This is a genomic window from Imperialibacter sp. (assembly GCF_040222815.1).
Taxonomy (GTDB): domain Bacteria; phylum Bacteroidota; class Bacteroidia; order Cytophagales; family Cyclobacteriaceae; genus Imperialibacter.
The window spans coordinates 248,533-269,144 of the sequence record NZ_JAVKCH010000001.1 but is presented as its reverse complement, the minus strand read 5'-3'; the positions used below and the strand labels follow the sequence as shown (position 1 = coordinate 269,144).

General features: G+C 47.1%; 16 protein-coding genes. 5 read left to right on the top strand and 11 right to left on the bottom strand.

The window, feature by feature from the left end; all coding sequences use genetic code 11:
• Positions 1–4 precede the first annotated feature (4 nt).
• The 6 genes from xseB to RIF36_RS01035 are packed head-to-tail and all read right to left on the bottom strand — an operon-like array spanning position 5 to position 4,089.
• Positions 5–205 carry an exodeoxyribonuclease VII small subunit gene (xseB, locus tag RIF36_RS01060; protein ID WP_350071727.1) on the bottom strand — a complete coding sequence of 67 codons (201 nt, stop codon included), beginning with the start codon at positions 203–205 and terminating at the stop codon, positions 5–7.
• Positions 198–1,502 (bottom strand): exodeoxyribonuclease VII large subunit, encoded by a 1,305-nt coding sequence (gene xseA / locus RIF36_RS01055; protein WP_350118723.1) that lies wholly within the window; start codon positions 1,500–1,502, stop codon positions 198–200. The genes xseB and xseA overlap by 8 nt, the downstream gene beginning before the upstream one ends.
• 30 nt (positions 1,503–1,532) lie before the next feature.
• Positions 1,533–2,498 (bottom strand): hypothetical protein, encoded by a 966-nt coding sequence (locus tag RIF36_RS01050; RefSeq protein ID WP_350118720.1) that lies wholly within the window; start codon positions 2,496–2,498, stop codon positions 1,533–1,535.
• A gap of 48 nt (positions 2,499–2,546) precedes the next feature.
• The gene (locus RIF36_RS01045) at positions 2,547–3,044 is read right to left on the bottom strand and encodes a hypothetical protein (RefSeq protein WP_350092923.1); all 498 of its coding nucleotides are present in this window, start codon (positions 3,042–3,044) and stop codon (positions 2,547–2,549) included.
• Positions 3,045–3,054: 10 nt separating this feature from the next.
• Entirely contained in the window at positions 3,055–3,507 is a 453-nt protein-coding gene (locus tag RIF36_RS01040; protein ID WP_350118718.1) for a hypothetical protein, read from the bottom strand.
• Between the two features lie 42 nt (positions 3,508–3,549).
• On the bottom strand, positions 3,550–4,089 hold the full coding sequence (locus tag RIF36_RS01035) for an RNA polymerase sigma factor (protein ID WP_350092929.1): 540 nt from the start codon (positions 4,087–4,089) through the stop codon (positions 3,550–3,552).
• 184 nt (positions 4,090–4,273) lie between these two features.
• Here RIF36_RS01035 and RIF36_RS01030 point away from each other — a divergent pair, with 184 nt between their 5' ends.
• Positions 4,274–4,726 carry a MarR family winged helix-turn-helix transcriptional regulator gene (locus tag RIF36_RS01030; RefSeq protein ID WP_350071738.1) on the top strand — a complete coding sequence of 151 codons (453 nt, stop codon included), beginning with the start codon at positions 4,274–4,276 and terminating at the stop codon, positions 4,724–4,726.
• Between the two features lie 16 nt (positions 4,727–4,742).
• Here RIF36_RS01030 and RIF36_RS01025 read toward each other — a convergent pair whose 3' ends face one another.
• From RIF36_RS01025 to RIF36_RS01015, 3 genes are all read right to left on the bottom strand, one after another.
• Complete coding sequence (locus tag RIF36_RS01025) at positions 4,743–6,395, bottom strand: glycerol-3-phosphate dehydrogenase/oxidase (protein WP_350118715.1); 1,653 nt, start codon at positions 6,393–6,395, stop codon at positions 4,743–4,745.
• A 65-nt stretch (positions 6,396–6,460) separates the two neighbouring features.
• On the bottom strand, positions 6,461–7,384 hold the full coding sequence (locus RIF36_RS01020; RefSeq protein ID WP_151996672.1) for a universal stress protein: 924 nt from the start codon (positions 7,382–7,384) through the stop codon (positions 6,461–6,463).
• Positions 7,385–7,509: 125 nt separating this feature from the next.
• Positions 7,510–8,595, bottom strand: coding sequence for an aminotransferase class V-fold PLP-dependent enzyme (locus RIF36_RS01015; RefSeq protein WP_350118712.1), 1,086 nt, complete (start codon positions 8,593–8,595; stop codon positions 7,510–7,512).
• 208 nt (positions 8,596–8,803) lie between these two features.
• On the opposite strand from RIF36_RS01015, the gene RIF36_RS01010 reads away from it, so the two are divergent.
• Both RIF36_RS01010 and RIF36_RS01005 read left to right on the top strand, forming a co-directional pair.
• On the top strand, positions 8,804–12,253 hold the full coding sequence (locus tag RIF36_RS01010) for a ThuA domain-containing protein (RefSeq protein ID WP_350118709.1): 3,450 nt from the start codon (positions 8,804–8,806) through the stop codon (positions 12,251–12,253).
• A gap of 89 nt (positions 12,254–12,342) precedes the next feature.
• Positions 12,343–12,951, top strand: coding sequence for a 3-keto-disaccharide hydrolase (locus RIF36_RS01005; RefSeq protein ID WP_502880832.1), 609 nt, complete (start codon positions 12,343–12,345; stop codon positions 12,949–12,951).
• Between the two features lie 603 nt (positions 12,952–13,554).
• Here the strand turns inward: RIF36_RS01005 and RIF36_RS01000 are convergent.
• Both RIF36_RS01000 and RIF36_RS00995 read right to left on the bottom strand, forming a co-directional pair.
• The gene (locus tag RIF36_RS01000) at positions 13,555–14,892 is read right to left on the bottom strand and encodes a vanadium-dependent haloperoxidase (RefSeq protein ID WP_350071748.1); all 1,338 of its coding nucleotides are present in this window, start codon (positions 14,890–14,892) and stop codon (positions 13,555–13,557) included.
• On the bottom strand, positions 14,892–18,248 hold the full coding sequence (locus tag RIF36_RS00995) for a VCBS repeat-containing protein (RefSeq protein ID WP_350118706.1): 3,357 nt from the start codon (positions 18,246–18,248) through the stop codon (positions 14,892–14,894). Before RIF36_RS00995 ends, RIF36_RS01000 begins: the two co-directional genes overlap by 1 nt.
• A 289-nt stretch (positions 18,249–18,537) precedes the next feature.
• Here RIF36_RS00995 and RIF36_RS00990 point away from each other — a divergent pair, with 289 nt between their 5' ends.
• Together RIF36_RS00990 and RIF36_RS00985 are read left to right on the top strand one after the other, a co-directional pair.
• On the top strand, positions 18,538–20,046 hold the full coding sequence (locus tag RIF36_RS00990; protein ID WP_350071752.1) for an outer membrane protein assembly factor BamB family protein: 1,509 nt from the start codon (positions 18,538–18,540) through the stop codon (positions 20,044–20,046).
• Between the two features lie 98 nt (positions 20,047–20,144).
• A complete protein-coding gene (locus RIF36_RS00985; RefSeq protein ID WP_350071754.1) occupies positions 20,145–20,594 on the top strand; it encodes a KTSC domain-containing protein in 450 nt (149 codons plus the stop codon).
• Positions 20,595–20,612: the final 18 nt, after the last annotated feature.

Genomic DNA, 20,612 nt, shown 5'->3' with positions numbered 1-20,612 from the left:
TGCATCATTCTTCTAACTTTTTCATAGCCTCGGTCAGCTGGGCTTCTGTTTGTGTAAGTCTTTCTTTGCAGTAGAGGATCAAATCAGTCGCCCGCTGGACCATTTTCGTTATTTCATCCACATCCAGTTCTGCACTTTCTATCTTCTCCACTATACCCTTTAGCTCTTCCAGTGCCTCAGAATACGATAATTGTTTATTACTCATGGTCATCAAGGCTTTTTATTTGAGATGTTAAGACCCCATGGCTGTAGTGAGTCACGATGGAATCCCCATTCTTTAATTTACTGTTCTTCAAAAGTTTCCCCTCCAGGGTGGTAATGCTGTATCCCCTTGCTAATACTTTTTTCGGGTCGCTGGCTTCAATCGACTTTTCCGCCATAGCCAGCTGGTTTTTTGCGGCTTTCAAGTGCTCATTCACTGTATGGACAGTAGTGGCTGAAACTTCTCTAAGGCGGTTTCGTTCCCGTTCTATCTTCCATTTTGCCGACTGCGCTATATCTCTTTTAACGCTGTTGATATAGGAGAGGCCCTGCGCCATTTGCTGCCTGGCCAGGTAGTTTAGGTCTTTCGAAAGTTGACCTAGTAAGTGCTTTTGCCCCGTCATTTCTTCATCGACCTGCCGCAAGAGCCTACTCGCCATCCACTGAATAGATTCAGTGAACGACTCGAAACCCTCCAGGATAAAATCGGCCACAGCGGTGGGGGTCTTGAGCCGGGTGTGAGCCACCATATCGGCAATGGTTTCGTCCCGTTCGTGGCCTATACCGGTGAGCACAGGCAGGGGAGCATTGGCTATGGCGGCGCAAACATTGTATTCGTTGAAAACGTCCAAATCGAGCTGCGCACCACCACCACGGATAACAACAATGGCATCGAAGTCATCTTTTTCCTTGGAAGCGTCTCGAATAGCGGCAAGGATGGCTTGCTCGGCCTCATCGCCCTGCAAAGTCACAGGAAAGAGCTTGGTTGATACAGCATAGTGCTTCTTGTTATTTTCCAGGTGATGTAAAAAATCGCCATACCCGGCAGCAGTGGAAGAGCTGATGACCGCAATGCGCTGCGGCACGACCGGAAGCACCAAACCTTTGTTGCGATCAATTAGGAGCTCTTCAGTTAACCGTGATATGACCTCCTGCTTTTTTCTTTCCCTTTCTCCAATGGTGAAATTGGGGTCTATGTCTTTGATCGTCAGATTAAGGCCGTACACTTCATGAAAGCTCACCTGTGCATTGGCAAGGATCTTAATTCCCTGTCTCAATGAGTTGCCGGTTATTTTTTCAAACCATTGATTAATATTCCTGAAGTCGTAGGCCCATATAGCGGCCCGAAGTTTGGCCTTTACCTGCTGATGGTCTTTTTCAAGCAGCTCAAGGTAGCAATGCCCCTTGGCATTCACTTTCATGTCGCCAATTTCGGCTGTTACCCAATAGGAGGGAGCGAGGTTGCCGGAAATGGCATCCTTGATAGTAAAGGCCAATTCTGAAAGGGTTACTGTCTGCATTTGAACACGAAAACCCAAATATAAAGAATCTTACTTCTTTTGGCGGAGTGGAATCATATAACCCAGGCTTGTGCTGAAATAGCTGTTGGGCTTGGTGTCAGCCAGTGACTCTCCGGGCAATTCAACTGGTATGTTGTAGGTATAGGAGAGGAGCAAGCTAAACTGTTTGTACCTGAGGGAGATGGGTGTAGAAAAGCTGACGTTCATCAATCCAAATACATCGTTCGTTTCGGGTGTCACCACTCTTCTTCGTAACCTGGGGAAGCGCCTGATTAAACGTTGGACTCGTGGATCGGTCAGATCTACATTGAAGCGGTAGGAGACAAGCTCCTCGTTGCCAAATAGAAAGTTGGCGGAGGGGAACAGCGTAATTTTATCGATAAACCAGACTTTCCGAAACACAATGTTCCCTGACAAAGCACCGGAAAGACGGTGTGCATCGCCATTGCCAAAAAGGTATGTATAATCAATAGTGGCATACAACCAGTCGGCGTCAAAAAATAAAGTGCCATTGAGCCCATTAGGTGGTGCCGCAATGACAGAATCGGAGGCAGCCTGGGCGTAAAAGGACCTTTCGAAGGCAATATTGTAGGAGAGCCACTTGGTGGGAAGACCAAGATAGCCAGCGCTCAGGACTGTCAGGCTGTAGTTAGGTTCAAACTGACTGTTCCAGTAGCCGGAAACATCTGCAAATGCTCCACTGTGATGATAAAAAGAAACGCCTGGCGTTAGCCCGTACTGTTTCACACTAAAATCTCTGCCAGCTGACGTGACCCTGCTTGTGTAGGAAAGGCGCACATTCAGTGTTGAAGATTTTTGAGTAGCGGAAAGCACACTGTCGATCAATCTAAAGATTGACAGCGAGTCCATGTCGTCAAAAATGGACAATGAGTCTTCATAAGTTAGGTGATAACCTGTAGTGGTGTCCTCCTGGGCCAGTGAATTGAAACTCAAAAAGGCAAAGCCTGCTATCAACGCAAGCTTTGCCCATGCCAAACGGACAAAGTGTTTTCTCCCCCTTATGATACGCAGTGCTATATAAATTCAGTTACCTCTTCTACCATTAATCCTGTCCTGGTTTCTCTCCCGAAGATTCTCCCTCATGTTTTGTTGCCTGGCCCTTCTCTCGAGCTGTTCCAGCACCATTCGTCGGAAATCGTCTTCAGCCTGCCGCAGTGAAACCAGCTGTCGGGTACTAATCACCCGGAGCAGTTTTTCGGAATATTCTTTTTCCAGATTAAGCTCTCTTTCTTTCACCTGAAAGTTCAGATCCATCATAGCCCTGTTTTCTTCCTCAGTGGCTGTTTGAGGATTGAAGTCTCTCCGTGCATCTCTCATCTCTCCCAAAATGCTTCTTCTTTTATCACTAAACTCCCGGTAAATAGGCCAGAACTGCTCCGCCTGTTCGGGTGTTAAGCCCAGCCGCTCGGTTATCACCCCGATTTTGGCGGCCTCTACTTTTTTCATTGCCTCTGGGTCTTGCGCCTGCAAATAAGTGGCTGATAGCAAGATCATTAGGACTATATATGTAAAACGTTTCATAATCATTCAATTAAAGGATTTCATCCTGTGTACTTAACTGATCATAAAGCAGTAGCAGTTCTTCATCAGTCATTTCTTCTTCTGGCAACAAATTTAGCTCACCGTCATTCCAAATTGAATCTTCTGCTTCAGCATGATTCATCAATTGCACGAGCTCATCGGCACTGACAGATTCGATTTCCAGATAGTAGATAAGGTCAGCTGTGGCGACTGCGTCGAGAGGGTTCAAATCTACCTCTGTTGCCTTATCGTTGTTCCAAACAAATAATCCAACACCCAGCATAAGCACCATGCCAAGCGCCGACAAAGACCATTTGGGAGAAAGCAAGAGCTGCCACACTGGAGAGCCAGCAGCTTTTACTTCTATCCTTTTCTGCATCCTCAACGGGAACTCATCGAAGTACTTTTCAGGGGCCTCAAACGGCTCTTTTTTTTCTATGTCGTCGAGCTTGAACTTGTTCATCAGAAGTCAATTAATACTTTGATTGTTTTTTGGGCTAAAGGTTTAATCAGCAGTAACATATTCCTCTATTTTTTTTGCTGCCAGGTGATAACTCGCCTTCAGCGCACCAACGCTTGTGCCGGTTATACTGGCTATCTCTTCAAATTTCAATTCATCATAATATCTCATGTTAAAAACGAGACGCTGTTTATCTGGTAGTTTCAAAATGGCCTTTTGCAGCTTCAGTTCAATCTCGCTACCAGACAACCCCGGCGACTGCTCCGCTTTTGCAAACAATTCACTGCTAATGTCATGAATAGGGAGGAAGAACCGCCTCTTCTTTTTCGCCAGAAACTGCAAACACTCATTACTGGCTATCCGATAAACCCAGGTGAAAAGTCTTGCATCTTCCCTAAAGTTATCAATTCCTTTCCAAACCTTTAAAAAGACCTCTTGAAGCACATCGTCAGCATCATCATGGTCTATTACCATCCGTCTAACGACGGCATACATTGGCTTCTGGTAATGGCGTACAAGCAGAGAGAAGCCAAACTGCTTCGACGATGGGTTCCTTATTTTCTCAAGAATGTCTTTCTCCTGCAAAGCCAAATTTTAACTATTAGATAAAGATACAAAGGCAAGGTTTAAAGAGGGAGGCGGTTTTTTTTCCACAAAAAAAACATGTACCTACAACTATCCCGTAATATATTTCGTTGTTTTCTTACAAATAGGTGTCGACAAAGGAGTTATATAGTAATTTAGAGCACCTGGAATATAATTTAGTAAAATGGGAATAGCCGAAGACATCAAACAACCGAAATTTAAAAACGAGTTTCAGAAGGCGACGATCAACCTCTTTTATACTGCTAGTTGGGTTGGGGAAAAACACCATACTTTTTTTAAAGGCTATGGCATTACAGCGGCACAATTCAATGTGCTCCGCATTTTAAGGGGCCAGTACCCACAGCCATCTACTGTGAACCTGATCATTGATCGCATGATTGACCGGATGTCGAATGCCTCCCGGATAGTGGATAAGCTTGAAAGCAAGGAACTGGTGATAAGAAAGCAGTGTCCCAACGACCGCCGTGCTGTTGACGTATTGATTTCTGACAAAGGACTGAAGCTTTTGAGTGAAATGGATGACGAAATGGAGGTTTATGAAAAGAAGATCTGCAACCTGACGGAAGAAGAAGCTGTTCAGTTAAATGATTTGCTTGATAAATTCAGAGCCGTTTAGCTAAGATCGGATTGTCTCAGACAAAGGATGTTACCCTTTTCAGCGCTTCATCAATGGCTTGTGCTTCTGAATCTATTCTGGCCTGATCCCATCCAAACTTTCCTGCGAAAAACTTCAGAGTTATATCGGAGAATTCATGGATACTCTCAATGTCAAAGTAAAGCCTCCCGGAACGTTGCACCAGATAGTCGACCGGCCTGCAAATCATTTCATTTTCAAACGAGAAGTCCAGTTCGGCCATTAGCAGCTTCTCTCTGATGTCGTCCACCTGCTGGTAATCGGGCAGCATGCTAAGAATAGTGTCTGTCTGTTTCCCATAAGTTGACACCAGGTACCATGACTCATAGGGCGACGCTCCAAGCTTTTTTAGCGCTTTTCCAATTTCGGAGATGTATTTTTCAACGGCCTTATAGTTCTTAAAATCACCGCCAGGCAATGTAAGGCTGTCTGTGCTGCATTTTACGAACTTGTGTTCATTCTTCTCGTACATCCGCTCCATCACCACATCCACAATGCGCTCAGCCATCTTTCTATAACCGGTCAGCTTGCCACCAGCAATGGAGAGCAGCCCGCTTTCTGACTCGAATATCTCGTCCTTTCTTGAAAGCTCGGAGGCCGACTTGCCATCTTCATGAATCAGAGGACGAAGGCCCGCCCAGGAAGAGCACACATCTTTGATAGTGAGATGTACGGAAGGGAAGGTATTCATCACCGCCGAGAGCAAGTAGTCTGCATCTTCTTTTTTGGTAAGCACGAGGTCTTTGTTATCCTTATAATCGGTATCGGTTGTACCTATATAAGTGATTTTTCCTCTTGGAATAGCGAAGATCATTCGGCCGTCAGGCACATCGAAATACACCGCTTGCTTAAGTGGAAACTTGCTGTGTGGCACCACTATATGCACTCCCTTGGTGAGATGAAGCCGCTTGCCTTCCAGAGAATGATCTTGATCCCTTAGCATGTCTACCCACGGGCCGGCGGCATTGATGATATAGTTAGATTTTACTTCAATCTCCTCACCGGTAATTTCATTAAACACCTTTACGCCAACAGCCTTTGACTTTTTGTAGATAAATTCCTTTACATGGCAGTAGTTGTACGGCATGGCACCCAACTGGGCTGCCTTCTTCATGTTCTCGATGGTGAGTCGGGCATCATCGGTTCTGTATTCTGCGTAGTATCCGCTACCGATAAGCTTCTCCGGGTTGAGCAGTGGTTCCTTTGCCAATGTTTCCTCATGGTTGAGCATTTCCCGACGATCATCGCCGTCAACGCCGGCCAATACATCGTACACCCACAAGCCGAGGGAGGTAGCCCACTTTCCAAAAGTGCCGTCTTCTACCAGGGGAAGGAGCATTTTTTCAGGAATGACCATGTGTGGGGCCATTTTGTGGACAATGGAGCGTTCCATGCCTACTTCTCGCACGAGGCCAATCTCCAGTTGCTTGAGATAGCGCAGGCCGCCGTGTATAAGCTTGGTCGACCGGCTGCTGGTGCCAGAAGCAAAGTCGCCCTTTTCAAACAACACTACTTTGAGTCCTCTTTTCGCAGCATCTACAGCAATGCCGGCTCCTGTGATACCGCCACCAATAACAATGACGTCAAACCGACCGGTTGAGAGCGATTTGAATTGGTTGAAATGAGACGACGCCGAAAATTGGAATTCCATGCCAGCAAGTTATGATAAGAGGGCTTATTATAAAATCACATTGCGGCAAGAATGTTTTAAAATAGTTACAGTTCTTTCAGGTACTCAAGCAAACCCTCCGTTCTTCCCGTAGGTCTTATTACCAGGATGGGGATTTTTGAGTCAATTTGAACCAGTTTCTCTGCATTTGTACCTATGAACAAGGCGGCTGTTGCCGAGCGCCCTTTGGCACCGATGATGATGATGTCAGCGAGACTCTTTTTAGCAACGGCAAAAATAGTCCCCATTACGTCGTCGTGCTTGTCGAGTGAATAAATCGGTTCAATGTCAATGCCTTCAGTATCTATTTGTTTAATAAACTTCTCATAATTTTTTTCTGCATTGGCTTTCATTATGGCAGCAAATTCCTTGTAGGATTTGCCCGTGTAGTGGTAGCCCTGAGGCACGTTGTAGACGTTTTGCGCTATGATTTTTACCGGCTTAGTATTGGATCGGGCAATTGCCACTGCCTGTTGCATGGCGTCAAGTGAGTAATCAGAAAAGTCGATAGGTACAAACAGCTTCTCAAGCGCATGGTCATATTCTTTGGGCACGATAAGCAGAGAGCATCCTGCACGCCTTGCAAGACGGTTGATAATGATGCCGCCGCTCTTGGGCTTTGGTTTCCGGCCCACCATGATCAAGTCTATTTTTTTCTCGTCAGCAAATTTCATGATCTTTTTGGTAGGCTGTCCCTGCTTCACAAGGAAGTTGACCTTTATTCCGTCCGGAAAACTGTAGTACTGATTGACTTTATTCTCCATCTCATGCTTTCTGTCGACAATAAGTTGTTCCACAACAGTTGGGAATTCCTTGATAAGCTCTTCAGGCACGCTGAAGTCCCTGATCACATTGTAGAAGTAAATCTCTTTGGACTTAAACGCAGTGGTGATGAATGACGCTGCTTTGATCAACTGCTCATCAATATCAGTCAAGTCGAGTCCTACCAGAATTTTATGAAAATTATGCATCTACTTCATTAAGGTTTTGTCAACACAAAGTTACTTTACTAAAACTAATTTATTCTTGAAACAACTCCGCCTAAGAAGTATTTGTACGGTATTTTTTTAGCCATTAGCAGTTAAATGGATAAAAATCACTGCCGGAAGGTGTCAATCGTATCGACCAGCAGTTCGATGCTTTCTTTTGAGTGTGTTGGAAAGTTGGCGACCCGGATATGCGAATCTTTGAACGGGCCATAGCCGCTACCCACCACCATGCCTTTAGTTTTCAAAAAATCGATCAATGCCGCTGTGTGTTGCCCTGTTTCTGCCACAATCACGGTTTTGGATCTGGCGCCTGCATTTTTTACAAAAGGAGCAAACAGTGGATGACTTTCGAAGTAGGTGTACAATACGGTTGCTTTGTATTCCGCTTCGATTCGGATTCTGTCAAGGCCTTTGGACAGCATATCGCCAGCGACTTTGCCAAGCAGGTAGATGAACAAGACGTTTGGTGTTTCTGGCGTCTGTTTCTTGAGGCCACCTTCGTGCAGCTTGAGCAGGCTGTGGTAGGAGCCAATGACCTGACCTTTTGCCTGTAAGGCCTTTGCTCTTTCGAGGCAGCGATCATTGTAAAACCAAACACCCAACCCCGCCGGCAAGCCGAAGCATTTCTGCACTGAAAGGTAGGCAGTGTCGATTTTGCTAAAATCGATATTGGAAACTGGGGCTGAGCTTACAAAGTCTACCGCAATCAACGCATTAGGATAGGCAGCTTTAAGCTGTTCTATCTCATTTTGCGGGAAGGCAACGCCCGTACTGGTTTCATTTTGCGTCACCGAAATAAGCTCTGCGGAACCTGAAATGGCAACATCGCTGATAGGGGTGTAGCTGCCGTAATCGGCCTTTGCCATTTTGGCTGTCCGGCCCAGCTCTCCGGCTATTTCATAAAATCTCTGAGAAAATGAGCCATTGACAAAATGGAAGGATTCTTTCTCTACGCAGTTTTGAATCAGTCGCTCCCACACCTCGGTGGCGGAAGCGGTAAAAGCCAGGTGAAAATCGTTGGGCAGGCCAAACAAGGTGCGGAGATTGCTTTCAGCTTCCGCATAAATTTCCTGAAACCGCTTACTTCTATGAGAAATAGCAGGTATTTGCTCTTTGAGGGCGTTTTTCAGGTGCTCCTCCACAGTGAAATAGATGTCGGAGGGGCCAGGGGTAAAGTAAATTTTCTTTGCCATAAAGGGTGGATAAAAAATCGATAGAACCGTTGCGCAAAAATGAGGAAGTAATGTGGCTCTAACAAAGAAATAAGCCGGGAAAAGTGTTCGTGTCTGACAATTTGCTGAGGGCATCAAAAGCTTTCATCCTTCAAATTTTCCATTCATAAACTCTAGAATCAGAAAGCAGCGAGAATAGCCTTACATTTAATTGCTTAAGCTACATCCTATGAAACTACTTCTTTACTCCAGGCGGCTCCTTTCTGGCTATGTTCTTTTACTTTCACTGCTAACGCTTGAATCGTGCGACAGTGGCTCAAACGGCCCAAGGGTGCTGGTTTTTTCTGAAACCAAGGGCTACCAGCATGGCTCAATTCCCTATGGGATAGCCGCTATTCAAAAATTGGGCGAGGAGCACGGCTTTGCCGTAGACACCACCAGTAACTCTGAGGCATTTGCCGACGACAACCTAAAGAAGTATAAAGCAGTAGTGTTCAATTGCACGACCGGTAATGTACTGAATGCCAAACAGCAGGCGGCCTTCGAACGCTACATTCAGGCAGGTGGTGGCTATGTTGGTATTCACTCTGCCGCCGACACCGAATATGACTGGCCGTGGTATGGCAAACTCATGGGAGCCCACTTTTCCAGCCATCCCCGAAATTCCAATATCCAAAAAGCCACTGTGCTTGTCTCCGACACTACGCATATTTCAACAAAAGGGCTTCCAGTCAAATGGGAAAGAACGGACGAGTGGTATAGCTATAAAAGCTTTTACTCCGAGTTGAATGTGCTCGCCTACCTGGACGAAAACACCTACAATGGCGGCACCAATGGAGCCAACCACCCCATTGCTTGGTACCATGAGTTTGACGGTGGTCGAGCCTTCTACACTGGCGGCGGTCATGTGGAAGACAGCTTCAGTGACCCCTTGTTTTTGCAGCATATTTATGGTGGTATTCAATATGCTATGGGAGAAAATGTGACCCTGGATTACTCTAAGTCATATGCGGTGGAGGCACCTGAAGAAAACCGTTTCGTGAAAACGATTCTGGTGAATGACCTTGATGTGCCGATGGAAATGGCCATTGCTGACGACGGAAGGCTTTTTTACACCGAAATGTTCAACGGAAAGGTGTGGATGTTTGACACAAAGAGCGGGGAGAACAAACTGGTTCATCAGCTTGATGTGATGAACAAAGGCGGCACCGGGTTAATAGGAGTGACGCTTGACCCCAACTTTGCCAGCAATGGGTATATTTATCTGTATCACTCACCGCCGATGGAGGGAGAACCATTTTTCTTCCATTTGTCCCGATTTGTGGTAACTGCCGACAACACGTTAGACCTGAATTCGGAAAAAGTGCTCTTGAAAGTGCCTGTGCAGATCAACAGCGGGGCACATCATGGTGGCTCACTGGCCTTCGACAAGGACGGGAACCTGATTCTATCGACCGGGGATGGCACAACACCATTTCCCTCCAATGGCTATGCACCCATCGACGAAAGGCCTGAGCCGGAGTACTTCCCTATGGATGCCCAACGGTCAGCTGCCAATACCAACGATTTCAAAGGAAAGATTTTGCGGATCCGTCCGCAGGAAGATGGAACTTACACTATCCCAGAAGGAAATTTGTTTGCCCCTGGCACAGAGAAGACTTTGCCTGAAATTTACGCCATGGGTTGCCGCAACCCCTACAGGATAGCCATCAACCCTAAAACAGGAACCATCTATTGGGGCGAGATAGGGCCGGATGCAGGTGAGGACAGTATACAAGGCCCGAGGGGCTACGATGAATTTAACCAGGCCAAAAAGGCAGGCTACTTCGGCTGGCCATACTTTGTTGGCGATAACTATGCCTATACCGAGTGGGACTTTGCCACAAACACCGCAGGGCCGAAATATGACCCGGCAGCACCGGTGAACAATTCGCCGAACAATACGGGCCTTGCTAATCTGCCGCCAGCCACGCCGGCAATGATTTGGTACCCTTACGCTGCATCACCCGACTTTCCTGAGCTGGGCAAAGGAGGACGAAGTGCCATGGCGGGGTCTTTTTACACATATAATGCTTCGCAGAAGTCGCCAAATGGGTTTCCCGAGTATTTCGACGGCAGCTTGTTCGTGTTCGATTGGATGAGAAACTGGGTCATGGTGCTGCGGTTCGATGAAAACGAAAACTATGTGCGCAACGAGCCCTTTATGACCAACAATGGCGACTTCCGAAGACCGATTGATATGGTGTTCAGCAAGGAAGGCGTGATGTACATGCTGGAGTACGGGTCGGTGTACGGTGCCGATAATGACGATGCGAGGTTGGTCAGGGTGGAATACAATACCGGCAACCGGCCACCAATTGCCAGGGCAAGCATTGTCGATTCCGTAGCTATGGCGGAAAAGAGGGCCAAAGCTTTTGTGACGTCTGAATCACGCTACAGGGGCCCGTCGGAGATCGCTGGAGTGGCACCACTGGCGGTAAAGTTCAGCAGCGCTGGAACAACCGACTATGATGATGACGATGAAATAAGCTTCCAATGGTTGTTTGACGGGAAAACGGTGGGAGCTACTGACCGCAACGCAAGCTATACCTACGAAACACCCGGACTGTACAATGCGGTATTGCGGGTAATTGATAAAGCTGGTGCCGTTGGTTCGGACACTGTGCTGGTGAGAGTGGGCAACGAGCGGCCAAAGGTGGCAGTTGAAACGGCTGGCAACAAATCATTTTTCTGGGACAATAATCCGTCGTTCTCTTACAAAGTGGTGGTAAACGACAAGGAAGAAGGGACTATACCCCCCTCAGCAGTGACTGTATTGTTTGACTACAATCCCACGCCAAGTATGGCAGCGGCGGAAGCAGTTGGCCATCAGGCAGTGCTGAGGGATAACTCTCTGGGTAAATCACTTATTGAGGCCAGCGATTGCAAGGCCTGCCATACGGTAAAAGACATTTCCGTTGGGCCCGCCTACCTGAAAGTGGCAGAAAGATACAAGGGAGATCCTTCGGCAGTCAATACATTGGCCAGGAAGATTATTCAGGGAGGGGGCGGCAATTGGGGTGATGTGCACGTGATGGCAGCCCACCCACAGATTCCCATGGACGACGCCAAAGAGATTGTTAATTATATTTTATCGCTGGCTAACCCGTCCACAGCTACTACGTTGCCTGCAGAGGGTAAGGTGGCTTTGAGCAAGCACAAAAAGGACGACAGGCGTGGTGTGTACAACCTGTTGGCTACTTATACCGACAAAGGAGCTAACGGTGTGGAACCTTTGACCGGCTCTGAGATAATTTCGCTTCGAAATGCCAGGGTGAGCACAGTATTTGCGGATGCGCATGAAGGCTTTCCCAGGTGGGGCAATAGCCTGAGTCAGGGAGGCCATAAATCCTATATTCTCCTGAAGAACATTGACATGACTGGCATCAAAGGATTCAGCTACGAGTATGCGGCAGACAAAAAAAATGGCTATATAGAAGTGAGACTGGATTCATATGCCGGGCCCATTGTCAGCAAGACAGATTTTGTTGCTACGGGCTCCTGGGGTGATAGCGGTACTGTTCAAGGAACACTGAAAAAGCCCTTGGAGGGACGGCATGATATGTATTTCTTCATTATGAAACCAGAAAAGCCGAATGACAACCTGGCCGTATTGAAAACGATTCAATTTGAAAAATAACCTTTGCTATGGTAAGTTTCGCCTTTGGAGTCGACAGCAGGTAATACAATTTAATAGCTAATACAGATATACTTAAACAATAAGCAACAATGAAAAGAATGAAATTAACGGGGGTATCCCTGGCGATTGGCCTGGCGCTTTTGATGACTAACGGGGCGTTTGCTCAAAAGTCCATTTTCAATGGCAAGAACCTGAAAGGATGGACGATTTACGGCACTGAAAAGTGGTTTGTAGAGGATGGATTACTGGTTTGCGAAAGTGGGCCAGATAAAGGATACGGCTATTTTGCAACAGAGAAAACTTACAAGGACTTTGACCTTACGCTCGAGTTTCAGCAGGAAGCCAATGGGAACAGCGGTGTGTTTTTCAGGTCGAGCATTGAGGGCACAAAGATCACTGGCTGGCAGGCAGAAGTGGCGCCTCCTGGACATGATACTGGGGGAATTTACGAATCCTATGGCAGAGGTTGGTTGATCAAGCCAGACCCTGAAAAGGACAAGGCACTGAAGATGGGGGAGTGGAACACCATGCGCATCAAGGTGGTGGGCGATGAAGTGACTACGTGGGTGAATGGCACCGAGATGATCTCTTTCAAAGATGAGAAGATTGGGCAGGCAACGGGGTCAATTGCCCTTCAAATTCACGACGGAGGTGGTATTCGTGTGAAGTGGAAAAACATCAAGATCAAAGAGCTTTAAGGCGCATGTAAACGATGCTTTTTGCCATTTATTTCGGTTCGAAAAATTAATAGAAATATTGGTTCCTTCTCTTTGTCAAAAAGTATCGAATGCTCTAACTTCGTATTAAATCCTGAGCAGGCAGATGGTCCTAAACCTAACATGAATACAATACCGGGTTAACCTTCTTGCCAAAACCAGGCCTCATCCGCCAACTGGCGGACCTCGCCCGCCAGTTGGCGGACAGGTTAACAGTGGAAGGTTGCGATAAGGAGGAGCCTAAATCTTGTCTAAAAGAGGTTTAGTTACCTCATTCCTGAGCAGGTAAAAAGCTTTCGGGTTCGCCCGAAAGCTTTTTTGTTTTCAGTCTCACCGGGTAGAAGGCAACGATTACAGGTCAGGCGGAAAATCTTGGGGGGATTACGGATCAAGCAATAAATCTGGGGAGTAAAACTCAAAAATAGAGTTATCCTATTCAGCGATTGGAGATCATAAAGAAGCAAAAGGTCCAAGCGGGACGCATTGAACCAGTTTGCTTTTTTATTTAGCTGCACACCGATCCATTCAATCCCCAAGAATACAGATTGATTGATACTCGATCCGGCAGAAATACCCGCTACTTTTTCAGTTTGTGCCCTTGCTGGCTGGCTTCAGAACTTTGTTGATGGAGTTTGTGCCCACAGCCCGGCCTTGCTTCACACCCTCATCGCAGGCGTCTCGGTAGTGGATGCCGCCGTAAAGCCTTGAAATGGCCGCTTCGGCTGCAGCCTCGTAAAAGGAATTGAAGTCCCTTTCCGGTAATCCAAAATACACCTCAGAGTCGTCTCTAAAAGCGAAATTATCGCCGAGAAGTGTTGTGAGCACAACAGAAGAAGCAGCAGACACTACGCTGTGCCCACTGGTGTATTCAGGAAACGGAGGTGTTTGGAGAATTGGTCGCCATTCGGAATCAATGTACTTGTTGATCATGGTTTCAGGCCTGATCCTATCACTCCGGTATTTTTCATCCCAACAGCTTATGAAAGCATCGTGCAGGGTAGTGCCCACCATGGCATGCACAAAAATGGTAGAGTCGAAGGGTATATCTGCCTTTTCACAAGCGATACCGGTAATACCCATCCAGTGGCCGCCAGGAGAGATCTTCTTCAAGCCGATGGCCATGTGGCCCGAATAGGCTACGGCAAAAGGGTTGCAGTCCCAAAAGCTGGCGACAAGCTTCTGCTCAGGCGTCAGGTTCCTCACAACGTCATACACCTCCATGGTTTGCTTAAAAAACGAGCTGGCGGTGTCAAGGCTGAAAGGAGCAGGGGCTGTGGGTACAAACTGGTCGTACGACTCAAGAAAGAACGGTCTGATGGTTTTCCATTGCGGCTCAATGGCCGACATGTATTCAGGAGGCGTAGGGTACCACCGACCTTCCTCTTTGCTTGGCGTGTATCTGGTGTAGGTGCTCAGCTTATTGTACCCATCGCTTTTGGCATACCGAATGATTTGGTCTGCTATTTCAATGGCGTACTTCTTGTTAGCTTCAACAGACCGGGCTGAAAGCTTGTACTGCTCTTTGAACTGTGTTTCCAGCTGCTCCTGATTGGTTTTTAGCAGGTAGCCCGACGGCATGATCTTTTTTCCCACCTCCAGCATGGCATAGGTGGCTGCAAAGGTCAGGTCAAAGCCTTTTGCGGAGTAGGGGGCATGAACGCCCGGGTTTACTTTGAAGTTTGGGCCAATTTGAGGAATGTTGCTACCACTGGTGGTCGCTGTGTAGTAGGCACCCAGCATTGCATAAGCATAAAACCGGCTGGCGGCAGGTGGGTTAGCCACATCGTGAAGCATCACTTCCGACAGGTGGAAGGCGTTCTCGGCGAACACTTTGGCCGCTTCCGTATTGCTCAGGCTGGTCTGCGCAGAGGCGGTAAATTGCATAGTGCCCAACAAAACACCCAGTATAACAGTCTTTTTCATCACTTATTCAATTTATACGCTTCGATACCCACATTATTCACACCCACGAGCAGGAACTGCTCACCTGCCACATCTATCACGTCAAGTGACTTGGTATCTCCAGTGAACCTGAAGCCAGATTTTGACTGTGATACATATTTGAAATGTCCCTTGCCGTCACCTTCGTACAATTGCCCAAAATTGGCATCGATCACTCCCATGCGAATGCGAATAGAGCTTTGATTGCCCGCCACAACGAGATCCATGTTGCCATCTTTATTGTAGTCGACCAGCGCCATTGCATAAACGGGAGCGAACTGTGCCTCATCCGGTAAGGCGTGAGGAATGAGTTTGCCATCTCTGTTTTCCAGGTACATACTGCGCAGTTCGGTGGCCTTCAGCTCTTTGGCATCTTTTAGGTCAGCTTTTGAGAAGATGGTGCTCAGCCTGGCATCGGCATAGGAAGAATAGTCAGTATACTTGCTTCGCATGGCGTAAATCTGGTCAAGCAGTTCGTCTCTGCTGGCAAACGGTACCGATTCACCTTTGATATAGTAGTTGAGAATGGGATCCACAGAACCATTGTTGTCAAAATCTTTGTAAACAAGAGTCATGGGTTCTTTTTCGCTTGCATGGAGCTGGGTGTTTAGCCCGAAGTTCCCCACAACAATATCCGGGTCGCCATCTTTGTCGAAGTCATGAACAACCATCTTGCTCCACAAACCAGAAACTGGCTTGTTGAAATACTGGCTCGTTGAACCCTCCAGCGATTTCCCCTGCTTGTTAATGAAAACTTCAATAGCCATGAACTCTCCAACCACTACCAAATCGTCCCATTTGTCGCCATTCAAATCCACCCACGAAGCATCAGTGACCATGCCTATCGCACCCAGCTCTTTGGCCTTTGCGGCAGTCACATCCACAAACTTGCCGTTTCCTTCGTTCTCGAGGAAGAAGCTTTGAGGTACTTCCGGATACCTGCCGGGAATCACCCTTCCGCCGAGCACAAGATCCATGTCACCATCTTTGTCAAAGTCGGCGTAGGCGATACATGATTTGCTCACGAGCATGTCAGGCAAGGCATCTGTCGCTTTGGTGAAATTTCCCTTTCCGTCGTTCAGGTAAAGCCTGTCTTGTGTGGCTTTATCTTTCTCACTGTAATCATTGTAGCCACCGCTAACGAGATAGAGATCGAGGTCTCCGTCCTTGTCGGCGTCAAAGAAGCTGGCACCAGCATCGGTATACTGAAGATCGGCTTGTGTAACAGGGAAATTGCCAGGCTCGAACGAACCAGTGGCTGATTGAATGAATAGCATGCCAGGGTTCTCCTGGGCGCCACCCACGAAGATATCTTCTCTGCTATCGCCATTCACGTCGCCTGTAGTCATAATAGGGCCGCAGTTAGTAAGCATGGTCATTAGCAGAGGTTGTCGCTTGAAGTCGTTGAAACCATACTCGAGATGTTCGTAATAGACAGGGCATTCCACTCTGGAAAAATTAGTTGGCTCAAATGATGCTTTGGCAGACGCAAATAGGTAAGGCTTTTCGAGATTTTTTTCCTCTATTGTGATCGTTTGATTCGCAGCAATGCCTGAAAGCTTCTGCTCGGCACCAGTTAGCCATTTCACTCGGATTGAGTCAATTTTGCTCTGTTGCCCAAGCCCGACATGAAGCCTACCGGTAACCGACGATTGAAAGCCTCTGGTAGGCATTTGCTCAAAATACTGCACCTGTCCGCCTGCATACACATGCACTTTGGCACCGTAGCCCCTTGAGTTTTTAGAAAGTCCCTTGAGCGTAATGTCGAGGTAGTTGCGGTCGGGATGCCTTTGTTGGGTTTGATTTCTATAGATTGAAACAGCGTTGTTTTGATTGTTGACGATCAGGTCAATATCGCCATCGTTGTCAAGGTCGGCATAAGCTGCGCCACTGGAAAAGCCCGGATTGGCAAAGCCCCAGTTGTCGCTCATATCGGTGAACGTCAGGTTTCCATTATTTTTGTAGATGTAGTTATGTACGGGGGTGGATGTCATGGTGGAAACCAGATGAAAGGTGTCCGCAGGCTGTTTTTCTCTCGCCATATCAAAGAAGTAGTCGCCCTTGTATTTCAGGAAGTCACGGTTGGTGTAGTCACGGAAATAGCCATTGCTGATGAACAGGTCTTTCCATCCGTCGTTGTCGTAGTCGGCGAAGAGGGGGGACCAGCTCCAGTCGGTGTTGGAAATGCCGGAAAACTGCCCAATCTCGCTATAGGTTCCATCGGTGTTGTTCAGATGGAGCATGTTCCTCATATTCTGGAAGTAAAAGCCGTTGATTACAAGCAAGGCAAAATGCTCGTAATTTTCCGGCCCGTAAAGCAGCTTTTGTCGCTTGTTGTCTTCCGGCAGCATGTCGAGCGTGTAAATGTCGGGCCAGCCGTCGTTGTTGATGTCGCTGATGTCGCAGCCCATGGAGAAATAGGAGATGTGCTGCATGTAGTTGGTCATCTCATCAGTAAATGTGCCGTCGCCGTTGTTGATGTAGAGGTAGTCGGGCTCTACGTAGTCGTTGGATACGTAAATGTCCTGAAAACCATCCTGGTTCACATCGGCAATGTTGACGCCCAAACCGAAACCAAGTGGGTTGCCTTTGATACCAGCTGCGGCGCTGATGTCGACAAAGCGCCCATTGTCGTTCCTATACAGCTTGTCGCCAGCGTAGGGATCACGTGTTTCTTTTGCCTTGGCAAACTCAAACTCACGGATCACAGTAATGTTGTGGTTGAGCAGGTACATGTCCAGGTCACCATCATTGTCGATGTCGAAAAAGGCTGAGTGCGTGCTGTGCGATGGGTCATCCAATCCATATTCCGCTGCCTTCTCTGTAAAGGTCAGGTCTTTGTTATTAATGAAGAGTTTATTACGCCTGGTATCGGGAGCAGTTTTTCCTGAAAGGCACACATAAATGTCGAGCCAGCCATCGCCGTTAATATCCACCATGTTTGCACCAGTTTTCCATCCCTGGCTTACAGCAGTGCCCGATGATTTTGTGATGTCTTTGAAAGAGAAGTTTCCCTGGTTGAGGTAAAGCTGATTTTCTACCATATTACCAATGAGGTACACATCGTCCAAACCATCGTTGTTGATATCCCCAATGGCCACGCCGCCGCCGTTGTAGAAGTATTCGTAGGTAAGTACGTTGGCAGTCGGGCTCTCCGTCAACATGTTCTTGAATGTAATGCCTGTTTTAGCTGTGGGCATCAGCTCAAAAAGCGGTCCTTTTTGTTGGGCAAGGGACAAATTGCTTATGAAAGACAGTGCTATGATTAAATTAACAATCAAATAATTATTGATCGAAATAGCGCTGAATTGATTCAATATATATCTACGGGTGTCCATCAGGGAAGAAGTAAAAATCCAACATCGCAATTCGTAAGGGTTCAATTCTCAAATATGGCTGCATTTTATCAAATGCGGGTCAGAGATTTGGATATTTCTTCGATCCAAACCAAACACAAGTTAATGTTTATAAAAAGCATATGGTAGTGCTTAAAAGGTTTTTTAAACAGTGTTGTTGCACCTGCTGCGCCGGGGCCTATTTTACCGGTGTTGAAAGGTGTTGCTAGCCCCCATTTGTTTAGCTTTATGTTCGTTTTTCAATACTTTAGCGGCCGAAACGGCCATCACTATGAAATTTTTCCATCAACTGTTGCTCTTGCTTGTTGCGTGTTTCTGCGTGGCAGTTACCTCCTGCAAAAAAAAGAAAACAGAAGTAGCCTGGGTGCAGGATTTCTCAATCATTGGTTCTCAGTCGTCGCCACGTGCCGCTGACCTTAATCGGGATGGTGTGTTGGATATTGTGATGGGTGCCGGGAAGAACGAATACCAAAAGTCAGAATTTGGTGTGATGGCACTGGACGGAAAGACTGGCGAGTTGATTTGGAGGCAAGAAACCACTGACCAGGTGTTTGGTTCGGCGACACTCTACGACGTGAACGGAGACCAGGTGCCAGAGGTGTTTATTGGTGGGAGGTCGCCTCACTTAAGGGCGCTGGATGGAAAAACCGGCAAGGTGATTTGGGCCTATGACCATGAGTTGTACCAGGAAGACTCCATCCTTCAGTATGCTCGCTTTAATTTTTACAATAGCGTGCTGGTGCCCGACCAAAATGGGGACGGACTCAAGGATCTGCTGGTTGTGAACGGCGGAAATTCCAAGGTTGAGCCATTTTCCACCAGCAATAGATTTCCTGGCGTATTGATGCTGATGGACACCAAAACCGGTGAGATTCTGGCAGCAGATACGATGCCCGATGGTAAAGAGTCGTACATGTCGCCGATTGCGTTTCAGCAGCCAGGCAGCGGCGGCGTTACTATCCTGTTTGGAACAGGAGGGGAGACGATCTCAGGGAGTCTGTATGTAACTACCCTGGGAGCTTTAAAAGCTCGTCAGCTCTCTAAAGCCAAAATCCTGGCGACGGAAGTTGGCCACGGCTTCATTGCACCGCCTTCTATAGCAGATATCAATGGAGACGGCTTTTATGACCTTGTAGCTATTTCACATGCCAGCAGCATATTTGCCATTGACGGCAAAACAGAAAAGCCTGTTTGGACAAAAAGGATTGACAATTCAGAGTCGAGCAACAGCTTTGCAGTAGGCTATTTCACTGACGATGACGTGCCCGACTTCTTTACGTTTGTGAGCAGGGGTGCCTGGCCGGAGAATACCGGATCAGTGCAGGTGATGGTTGACGGGAAAACTGGTGAGGTCGCCTACATGGCCGAAATGGGCTGCACAGGGTTCTCTTCACCAGTGGTTTATGACCTCAATGGCGATGGAATCGATGAGGCGATTATCAGTATCAACGAATTTGATTGTGCCGAGGGGTTTGTGAACAAGAAATCGAGCGAGATACTTACAAAGCTTGTTGCGATTAATTTTACAGATAAATCAGTCATTCCCATCGATCAGCTCAATGGGTTCAAGAATATCTTCTCAACACCTTATATTGGAGACATGGACAATGATGGCTACCTCGATGTTGTTCATTGTCAGTACTTCAATCCAACCTCTGACCTGATGGTTTTTCTTGGCATGAAGATCAAGCGCATATCAACGGGTATCGAAATAGAAGAACCTGTGCGATGGGGGGCTTATATGGGTTCGAATGGAGATGGGGTGTTTCCTGCAAAGTGAGTATTGCTCTCAGCGGAATTCACATACGATATTTGCGACTACTTCGCTTTAGACCATTTAAATCTCTAGCTTTGCAGCCGAATTAACAGAGGGCAGCAATGAAGCGCATCAATGAATACAGGAAACTGTTTAATGCTGAGGCAGATACAGACCTTAAACAACTAAAAAGCACTTACCGGAACCTGGTGAAAGAGTGGCATCCCGATAAGTTTCAGCAGGATGATGAAAAGGCTGCCGAAGCAAAGCAGAAGAGTTTACAAATCATCGACGCTTATCATTTTTTGGTGAGCATAGCGCCCGAAACCAAGGAAGCCAATTTGGCTGAGTACACCACTACCACAACCGAATCCGGCATCGTCGATTTCAAGCTCAAAGGATTGGTACTTGAAGTAACCTTTCTGGATGGTACCACCTATGAATATTTTGGTGTGACAAAACACGTCTATCAAGGCCTGATCAATTCAGACAAGCCCTACAGGTTTGGCAAGCGCAACATCTTCAATTCATTTCTTTACAGAAAGTCAAAAAGGGACTTGGAGCCGGCGTAAATTTTTCTGCTCAGGAAG

Bases quoted from the DNA above. Each gene is read 5' to 3' on its own strand.
- xseB (WP_350071727.1), bottom strand. From the start codon at position 205: ATGAGTAATAAACAATTATCGTATTCTGAGGCACTGGAAGAGCTAAAG.
- xseA (WP_350118723.1), bottom strand. From the start codon at position 1,502: ATGCAGACAGTAACCCTTTCAGAATTGGCCTTTACTATCAAGGATGCC.
- RIF36_RS01045 (WP_350092923.1), bottom strand. From the start codon at position 3,044: ATGAAACGTTTTACATATATAGTCCTAATGATCTTGCTATCAGCCACT.
- RIF36_RS01040 (WP_350118718.1), bottom strand. From the start codon at position 3,507: ATGAACAAGTTCAAGCTCGACGACATAGAAAAAAAAGAGCCGTTTGAG.
- RIF36_RS01030 (WP_350071738.1), top strand. From the start codon at position 4,274: ATGGGAATAGCCGAAGACATCAAACAACCGAAATTTAAAAACGAGTTT.
- RIF36_RS01025 (WP_350118715.1), bottom strand. From the start codon at position 6,395: ATGGAATTCCAATTTTCGGCGTCGTCTCATTTCAACCAATTCAAATCG.
- RIF36_RS01020 (WP_151996672.1), bottom strand. From the start codon at position 7,384: ATGCATAATTTTCATAAAATTCTGGTAGGACTCGACTTGACTGATATT.
- RIF36_RS01015 (WP_350118712.1), bottom strand. From the start codon at position 8,595: ATGGCAAAGAAAATTTACTTTACCCCTGGCCCCTCCGACATCTATTTC.
- RIF36_RS01010 (WP_350118709.1), top strand. From the start codon at position 8,804: ATGAAACTACTTCTTTACTCCAGGCGGCTCCTTTCTGGCTATGTTCTT.
- RIF36_RS01005 (WP_502880832.1), top strand. From the start codon at position 12,343: ATGAAAAGAATGAAATTAACGGGGGTATCCCTGGCGATTGGCCTGGCG.
- RIF36_RS01000 (WP_350071748.1), bottom strand. From the start codon at position 14,892: ATGAAAAAGACTGTTATACTGGGTGTTTTGTTGGGCACTATGCAATTT.
- RIF36_RS00995 (WP_350118706.1), bottom strand. From the start codon at position 18,248: ATGGACACCCGTAGATATATATTGAATCAATTCAGCGCTATTTCGATC.
- RIF36_RS00990 (WP_350071752.1), top strand. From the start codon at position 18,538: ATGAAATTTTTCCATCAACTGTTGCTCTTGCTTGTTGCGTGTTTCTGC.
- RIF36_RS00985 (WP_350071754.1), top strand. From the start codon at position 20,145: ATGAAGCGCATCAATGAATACAGGAAACTGTTTAATGCTGAGGCAGAT.